Here is a 7,343-nt window from a genome sequence, read left to right on the forward strand (position 1 = left end):
CGCCATGCTTCACACGGCACTGGGGCTGAACGGCGCGATGAGCGCGCCCCATCGCGCGGCGGCGCTGGCGGGGCGGGACGTCCTCGCCGAGGGTGGCTCGGCGATCGAGGCGATGGTCGCCGCCGCAGCCTGCATCGCGGTGGTCTACCCGCACATGAACGGGATTGGCGGCGACGGCTTCTGGATCGTCAAGCGCCCGGGCGCGGCGCCGGTGGGCATCTTCGCCGGAGGCGCTGCGGCGGCGCTGGCGACGCCCGACTGGTATGCCGAGCGCGGGCACGACGCGATCCCGGCCCGGGGCGGCGCGGCGGCGCTCACCGCCCCGGGCACGGTGGACGGCTGGCGCGCCGCGCTCGATCTGGTCGAGGGCACGACCCTGCCCCTGTCGCGCCTGCTGGAGCCCGCCATCGCCCACGCCGAGGACGGCATCGCGGTGACCGGCAACCAGTCCCGGACCACGGCGGACAAGCTGGACGGCCTGCGCGCCGTGCCGGGCTTCGCCGAGCACTTCCTGATCGACGGCCGACCGCCCGCAACCGGCCAGCGCCTGACCCAACCAGCCCTCGGCGACACGCTGCGGCGGATCGGACGAGACGGCGCCCGCGCGTTCTACGATGGTGAGATCGCGCAGGCCCACGCCGCCTTTCTCGAAGCGCATGGCTCCCCGCTCCGCGCCGGGGATCTCGCCGCCCAGACCGCGCGGCAGGTCACGCCACTTGCGCTGGACACCCGATGGGGGCGGCTGTGGAACATGATCCCGCCGACCCAGGGCGTGGCATCGCTGATGATCCTCGGGATCTACGAGCGGCTCGGCGTCGACGCGCCGGAGGGCTTCGCCCATGTCCACGGGCTGATCGAGGCCACCAAGCAGGCCTTTCTGCTGCGCAATGCGGGCCTCGGCGATCCGTCTTCCATGTCCGAACCCGCGACCGACTGGCTGGCCGACGCGCGTCTCGATGCCCTGGCCGCGCGGATCGACCCGGCCCGCGCCCTGCCCTGGCCGTACGAGCCGAAGGAGGGCGACACGATCTGGATGGGCGCCTCGGATCGCGACGGCACGACCGTCAGCTTCATCCAGTCGGTGTTCTGGGAATTCGGCTCGGGCCTGACCTGCCCGGACACCGGCGTGTTCTTCCAGAACCGCGGCGCCGGGTTCTCGCTCGCGCCCGGGCCGAACCGGCTGGCGCCCGGCAAGGTGCCGTTCCACACGCTCAACCCCGCCATGGCCGAGCTGACCGACGGGCGCGTCATGGCCTACGGCACCATGGGCGGCGAAGGCCAGCCGCAGACGCAGTCGGCGGTGTTCACCCGCTATGCCCAGTACGGGCAGGACCTGCAGGCGGCGGTGACCGCGCCGCGCTGGCTTCTGGGCAAGACCTGGGGCCAGGAGACCACGACGCTCAAACTCGAGGACCGCTTTGACCCGAGCCTCGTCGCCGCGCTGCTAGACGCCGGACACGACGTCGAGACCATCGCCCCCTTCTCCGATCTCGCCGGCCATGCCGGTGCGGTCGTGCACCATCCCTCGGGCCTGTTCGAAAGCGCGAGCGATCCCCGCGCCGACGCGGCGGCCCTCTGCCTGTGAGGTTCTGAATGTCCGGCCTGTCCCCGTCCGAGCTTATCCTGATCGCGGGCATCCTCGCAGTCATGTCCGTGGTCGCGGGCATCCTCGCCGGGCTTCTGGGCGTCGGGGGCGGTATCGTCCTCGTCCCGGTGCTGTTCTGGATCCTGTCGCTGACGGATTTCCCGTCCGAGATCGCCATGCACATGGCGGTGGCCACCTCCCTTGCCACGATCTGCTTCACCTCGGTCTCTTCGGCGCGCGCGCATCACAAGCGCGGCGCGGTGGACAAGGGCCTGCTCCGGCTCTGGGGACCATGGATCGCCGCGGGCGCGCTGCTGGGCGGGCTCGCCTCGCGCCTGTTCGAGGCCGACGGCCTCAAGGCGGTGTTCGGCGGCCTCGCCCTGCTGGTGGCCATCAACATGGCGGTGCCGAAGACGCTGGTGATCTCGGAGGCGATGCCGCGCTCGCGCGCTGTCAACGCCGGGCTGTCGCTGGTGACCGGGTTCCTCTCGGCTCTCATGGGGATCGGCGGCGGCACGCTGTCGGTGCCGCTCCTGAGCGCGTTCTCGGTGGACACCCGGCGCGCGGTCGGCACGGCGGCGGCGTTCGGCTTCCTGATCGCGGTTCCGGCGGTGATCGGCTTCGTGGTGGCGGGCTGGAACGTGCCCGACCGCCCGCCGCTGTCGCTCGGCTACGTGAACCTCGTAGCGGCGGCGATCATCCTGCCTTTCACGGTTGGCTTCGCGCCGCTCGGGTCGCGGCTTGCCCACGCGGTCGACACCAAGCTCCTGCGGCGGCTCTTCGCCCTGTTCCTCGCGATCACGGCGGTCCGGATGCTACTGGAGGTCCTCGGATGAGGACCTGCGGCGCAGCCCGAGCAGCACCTCCTGCGCCGCGCTGAAGAAGTGGCGGCGCAGGGCGCGCTCGGTCTCGGCCGGGTCGCGGTCGAGGATCGCGCTCACGATCGCCGCGTGCTCCTCGTTCGAGCGGCGCATGCGGTCGGCGGAGGCCAGCTGCGACTTGCGGAACGGCGCCAGCTTGAGACGAAGCGTGGCGCTTGCCTCGGCGAGGTCCGCGTTGTGCGCGCCGTCGTGGATACGGTCGTGGAACACGGTGTTGCCCTGCTCGTAGGCCGCTGCCGCGCCGCGCGCCGCCACATCGCCCAGCCGCCGGTGATCGTCCTCGAGCGCCGCGCGCTCGCCCATGGTCATCCGCTCGCTGGCAAGCCGGCCGCAGAGCGCCTCGATCTCCGCCATCGCCTCGAACATCTGCTCGATACGCTCGGGCGTGATCGCCGCGACGATGACACCGCGATAGGGTACGCGCTCGGCCAGCGACCGGGCGACGATCATGTGCAGCGCCTCGCGCACCGGCGTCCGCGAGACCCCGAAGCGACGGGTGAGGGACTGCTCGTCCAGCCGCGCGCCGGCGGCGATCTCGCCGGCGATGATCTCGCTCTCGAGGGTCGAGGCGATGGCGGTGCTGTGCACGTCCCTGGACGTCTCGGGCATGGCTGTTTCGGTACGTTGCTGACGGTCGCCCTTCCCTACCCGATCCCCGCGCCCGCCTCCAATCGTTTCGACGCGGCACGGGCGACAAAGCCCGACGAGACGACCGCCGCCGAGGACTTTGTAGTCGAGCGGGTGACGGACCGCGAAAATGTCATCGGTCTCTATCCCGAAACGAAGGACAAGCACCGCGATGCCTTCGCGGAGCGGCGCAGAGCGAACGCCCAGGGATGCGCGGGTCTACCGGATCCCGTTTCACGGAACCCCGTAGAAGCCAGACGCGGCAAAACAGTGCGCAAGAATGCACGCCTGCGATTCGCCTTCCTTATTTCATCATTATTATCAATTACTTAATCGCGCATCCGCGCCGAAAAACGCCAATAGCGTGCGCAAACAGTAAAAGCATGCGCAGGCCTTATACTGAACTTCTCCCCTGCTCTGCGCCATGCGCAGACACGAAAAAACCCGCGCCGAAGCGCGGGTTCATTCAAGGGTCTGGAGCTTATGATGCGGCTAGCCGATCGCTGTCTGGAACGGCTTGTCCGGCCGGAACATCGTCTCGTAGCCCTCATGGGTGAACGGCGTGGCGATCTGGGTCATCTGCGTTTTTGCCACCCAGTTATCCGTGAAGTGCTGCCAACTCAGGGTTTCGCACCCGGCTTCGACGGCCCTCGCGGTCGTCTCGATAACCATGTTGATGAGCAGCCCCCACCGGAAGGCAGCGGCAGTGGCGAGCCGGTGATAGAACTCATGGCTGAAGATCTCATCTTCAACGGCCAGACCGTTCTTCAAGGCGTAGCTGCCCACGATCTCGTGGACGACTTCGTAATCGTTCGGAAGGTCGATGTTTTCGAAATGAAGGTAGGTCACCTTGGAATAGACCTGATCCAGCGACCTGACGTGAGGGGCGAGCTCGGGAACGCCTGACATGATGAGCATTAGCGGCCAATCATGCGACTTCAGCAGGGTCTTGAAGCTGTCGAGGATGGTCTCGCGGTCGTTGTCCGACTTACCCGCGAAGATGTGCTGCGCCTCGTCGTAGTAGACTCCGATGATGCCCTGGGCCCGGGCCTGAAACGCGACGCGCTCCCAGATCTCGCTCTGTGTCAGCCGCGCTCTCTCGGAGAGGGAGTAGCCCATCGCCTTCAAGGTCTTGCGTCCGAGGTCCTTCCAGCCGCCCTTCCGGTCAAGAAGACAATGGACAACGCGTGCCGGCTTTCCGTCGGGCAGCGGAAGCTCGTCCCCATTGAACTCGTCGAGCATCTTGGTGATTTCCCGGGTTTTGCCGGTCCCACTCAGGCCCGTGACGACGAGGATTTCGGCCTCGAACCGGGCGGACCCCCGCAGCCTACCGACGTGCCGACTGAGGAGATCACTGAACGACTTGCGGAGCGTGCTCCCGCGGTCGAGCGGATAGTGATGGCCGTTGTTGGCGTTCGCGGCCTGCGCGACGGCTTCGTTAAGGAACGAACTCACAGCTTGCTCTCCTTGATTGGTTTGAAACTTGCCAGCCCCGACTTGGAGGGCTTCTTGTCCCCGATGCCCTGATCAGGCGCACCAGATTTCTTAACCTTGAAGACGTGATTGCCCGAGGAGCGATCCGTTACCTGGCCAGGCGGCGCGGTCGGCCCCGCGATACCGGTCGGACGCATCTCCACCTGCGCGAGCCGGTCAGCCCGCCGCCTGAGCTTGTCCATGGTCTGATAATTCGAGGGATCGCGCGAGTCCGGGAAGAAACCCGACTCCTGTGCGAAGCGCTTCCGCACTTCATGAAGGTGGCGATCATGAAGTTCCTGCGCCTTCGGATCACGCCGACAGGCTGTTTCCATGACTTCGATGGCTTCCTCGAGGGTCAGATCCTGCAGAGCGGTCATTCTGAGGTCGACCTCGATGACCTTGTCATGCTTTTCAGCTGTGACGTATGCCTTCCGAAGATCATCCGGATCCATGTGGATCGTGACACGCTTCGACGTGCCCCCGGCATACCGCTGGAGTTCGGTCGAATTGAACGGGAGGTTGAACGCCAGCACGCCTTCGGACGTTGTGCTGGCCTGCGTCTTCACGCCGAGGTGCAGACAGCGCCGCATTTGCGAAGGCGCGTCGATTCCCCCATAAGTGGAGACGGCTTCCTCGAGCTTTTCCCAAGGCGTGGCATTGAACATGCCTGTGCCACGGTGCTCGCTATGCGAGTAGTCGTCGACGAGGAAGCGGGTAATAATCCCGTAAAGCTGATCACGTTTGAGTTTCGCGGACTTTTTCGGCTCGTAGCCCTCAAGTTCTCCGGGCCGGCTGCCGGTGTATCCCGGGAGGAAATTCAGGACCTGCCACTGCATGGTTCCGAACGCCCGCTCAACGTAGGGCTTGTCGGTCGCATGGTAGGCGCGGCCGAGTTCGACCACTGTCCCCATGCCTAGCTGGCTGGCGTAAATCGCGCCGTTGCGCGTTGCGCTGCCATTATCTGCCGTTGCCATTGCGATATGGACCGCCGGCGCCGGATCCCGCTTGCACTCGTAACGAACCTTTTCCCGGGTCTTGTCCCGCGTCGCCATGCGCAGCAGAGCCTGGCTGTGATCGGCATCGGCCGTCTCGGCGATGATCCATGCGAGCGGGAGGCGCGTCGCCACGTCGAACATCGCGTGAAGCCACAGTCTCCGGATTTCGTTTTCTGCCAGGTCCTCATCAACCTCATTCGGGTTGATGACGCGCGACCTGACTGCACCGCTGTCATCCGTGAAGATCGACAAATAGACTTGATCAATCTCGGCCTTCTCACCGTACATCAAGGCTCGGATGTCGGTAGATCCAGCTCCCTTGAGGTTCGTCGCATGCCGCACTCCGCTGCGACCGACCGCCTTAACTACCTCGGACATCGCCTTGATACGGGCACGAATGGTGGTGATCGATGGAAACTTGAAGCCGTCGGCGATCTGCTCGGGAAGGACATGGAAAACCGGCTTTGCGTCCTCGACTAGCGTTGCCAGCGTCGGCTTCTCGACCCGGTTCCACTGCTCGATAATGTAGTCGATGAAGCGCTCCTGGAGGTAGCTGAGACGCTCAGCTGGCCGTCCCTTCAAATGGTCTCGATCGATCAGGGCAACCGGGTTCCGACCATAGCGATGGTAATTCTGCCGATACCGCGCAAGCGTGCGTCCCTGCGGGCACTGGAACAGCCGTTTGAACTTTCCCCCTCTTGCGGCCTCGATGAACCTTCTGCCCTTCGACAGCTCGGTCGCGCGGTTCAGAAGAACGGAGCGGTATGCGCCCTTCTCGCTGATGCTTCGTTGCGTCAGCCGCAAACCTTCGGCTTCGAGCTCGTCCATCGCCATCACGATAGCAAGGCGGGCCCTAACCGTGTCCTGCTGCTCCCCTGACAACTGCTCGAAGATTTCGATACCGCCGGTGAACTTGATCAGTGCCTCGCGCACCTCGGCGTCCACGGGCTTGATGATCTCGCAGACCCGTTCCTTGATCGCGCTGTCGACGCGGTCATAAGAGAGAGTGAGGCACTCGCCATCCTCGACGCCTTCCACGGCATAGCCGTGCTCTTCGCGACCGGTGACCAGCCAGTGACGCCCCTCCAGAACAAAACGTGATCCCGAAGGAACCTTATAGAGGGGCGTGCTTGTCACGCGTTCAACTCGATGCGGGAGTGGACGCCAATCACGGCATGCCAGTCTGCGCACAGGATCCGACGACCAAGCAGTCTCAGAGCCGCACCAAACCCACGCGGGGACGTCAGGTCGCTCTTTTTGATGAGATCCTGGAGCAACCAGTAATTGGTCGTCCGCGCGGCCTCTTCGAGCCGCTCATCGGCGTCAGCATCCTCAACCGCGGATACCTCCCAGATCCGGCGCAGATTGTCGCGGTAGGCTCTCGTGAAGTGGTCGCCGTTCACGACGATGGCTTCATCCGCGAAATCCTCAGGGATCGCGTTGAAGATGTCCTCGATCTCGTCTTGCGTCTTGCGCTTGGAAAGGCTGTCGCCGTTCCGGACAAATACCGCGCGCCGAAGCCCGTCGTCGAAGGTCAATCTCATGTCGAAGTGATGGGACCGGCGCTTTTGGCTCGTGCGGCACCAGTAGCGCACCGGCGGGAGCTGGACTTCCAAGCCGAAAACGCTCGGGTCCAACAGCGCATCGAGGGCGACAGCGAACTCGGACTTGCTCTCAAAATGGATGTCAATCGGCGCCCAATCGGGACCCCTTATCGGCGTCCAAAACTGACCCCTTTGGGAGCACGGGAAGCTGGCCCGATGCGGTGTAGCCGTCATA

General features: G+C 65.1%; 6 protein-coding genes. 2 read left to right on the forward strand and 4 right to left on the reverse strand.

From position 1 onward, the window contains the following. The first annotated feature begins 4 nt into the window (after nt 1-4). Together BMX29_RS18430 and BMX29_RS18435 are read left to right on the forward strand one after the other, a co-directional pair. Entirely contained in the window at nt 5-1,585 is a 1,581-nt protein-coding gene (locus BMX29_RS18430) for a gamma-glutamyltransferase family protein (RefSeq protein ID WP_092815871.1), read from the forward strand. Nucleotides 1,586-1,593: 8 nt separating this feature from the next. After that, nucleotides 1,594-2,421: a sulfite exporter TauE/SafE family protein gene (locus BMX29_RS18435; RefSeq protein ID WP_092815853.1), complete on the forward strand. Its 828-nt coding sequence runs from the start codon at nt 1,594-1,596 to the stop codon at nt 2,419-2,421. Here BMX29_RS18435 and BMX29_RS18440 read toward each other — a convergent pair. The 4 genes from BMX29_RS18440 to BMX29_RS19460 all read right to left on the reverse strand — a co-directional run. Then, nucleotides 2,401-3,075 carry a GntR family transcriptional regulator gene (locus BMX29_RS18440; protein WP_092815856.1) on the reverse strand — a complete coding sequence of 225 codons (675 nt, stop codon included), beginning with the start codon at nt 3,073-3,075 and terminating at the stop codon, nt 2,401-2,403. The genes BMX29_RS18435 and BMX29_RS18440 overlap by 21 nt on opposite strands. Before the next feature lie 510 nt (nt 3,076-3,585). Beyond that, the gene (locus BMX29_RS18445; protein WP_092815859.1) at nt 3,586-4,548 is read right to left on the reverse strand and encodes an ATP-binding protein; all 963 of its coding nucleotides are present in this window, start codon (nt 4,546-4,548) and stop codon (nt 3,586-3,588) included. After that, a complete protein-coding gene (locus BMX29_RS18450; RefSeq protein WP_244889283.1) occupies nt 4,545-6,701 on the reverse strand; it encodes an integrase catalytic domain-containing protein in 2,157 nt (718 codons plus the stop codon). The genes BMX29_RS18445 and BMX29_RS18450 overlap by 4 nt, the downstream gene beginning before the upstream one ends. Further along, nucleotides 6,698-7,343: hypothetical protein (locus BMX29_RS19460; RefSeq protein WP_092815865.1), on the reverse strand; the 646-nt coding region annotated here is incomplete at its 5' end. The genes BMX29_RS19460 and BMX29_RS18450, both read right to left, overlap by 4 nt.

Origin of the sequence: Roseivivax marinus (genome assembly GCF_900109705.1) — a bacterium.
GTDB classification, from domain to species: domain Bacteria; phylum Pseudomonadota; class Alphaproteobacteria; order Rhodobacterales; family Rhodobacteraceae; genus Roseivivax; species Roseivivax marinus.